Source organism: Ralstonia sp. VS2407 (assembly GCF_052950655.1).
Genome location: NZ_JBRFVG010000261.1, coordinates 1 through 465, shown reverse-complemented (window position 1 = coordinate 465; position 465 = coordinate 1). Strand labels below are relative to the sequence as shown.

Sequence of the window (465 nt, the reverse complement as noted above, 5' to 3'; positions counted from 1 at the left end):
ATCGAGTTCGTATAAACGACCCGCCGAATCTCCGGCGGAAATACGTAGAACGGCACGACGTGCTCCCACGCGCGTTGCCACGAATGCACGATCGTCGGATACTTCGCGCCCCAAGGTCCGTCGGCGAAGTCTTGCAGCGCCTGCCGTGCCGTCTCTTCGCTGGCAGCCGCGTAGATCGGACGCCGCGCTGCGGCGAGCACCTTACGGTCCTCGTAGCGGGCGTATTCGACAGCGCTTCTATCTGAATCGGATCGCTGCTTAACCCGTTGGCCTCCACGCATTCCGTCCGACCTCACAACGCGCCGCATTGCAATGAGTTGGCTACCACGATATTCTAGATTGCTTGATCTAAAGTTGCTTGCCGAGACATGGAGGCATGTTAGCGGAGCACCCGGCGCCCGAGATCGCGATCGACCGTATCCAGGCGTGGGGGGATCAGGATTGCCCCGCCGCACGGTATCGTGA

The 465-nt window shown here is 60.9% G+C and carries 1 pseudogene; it reads right to left on the bottom strand.

Going from position 1 to position 465, the window contains the following annotated elements:
• Window positions 1-239, bottom strand: a pseudogene (locus ACU8YE_RS24935) (transposase); the annotation flags it as partial.
• Window positions 240-465 lie beyond the last annotated feature (226 nt).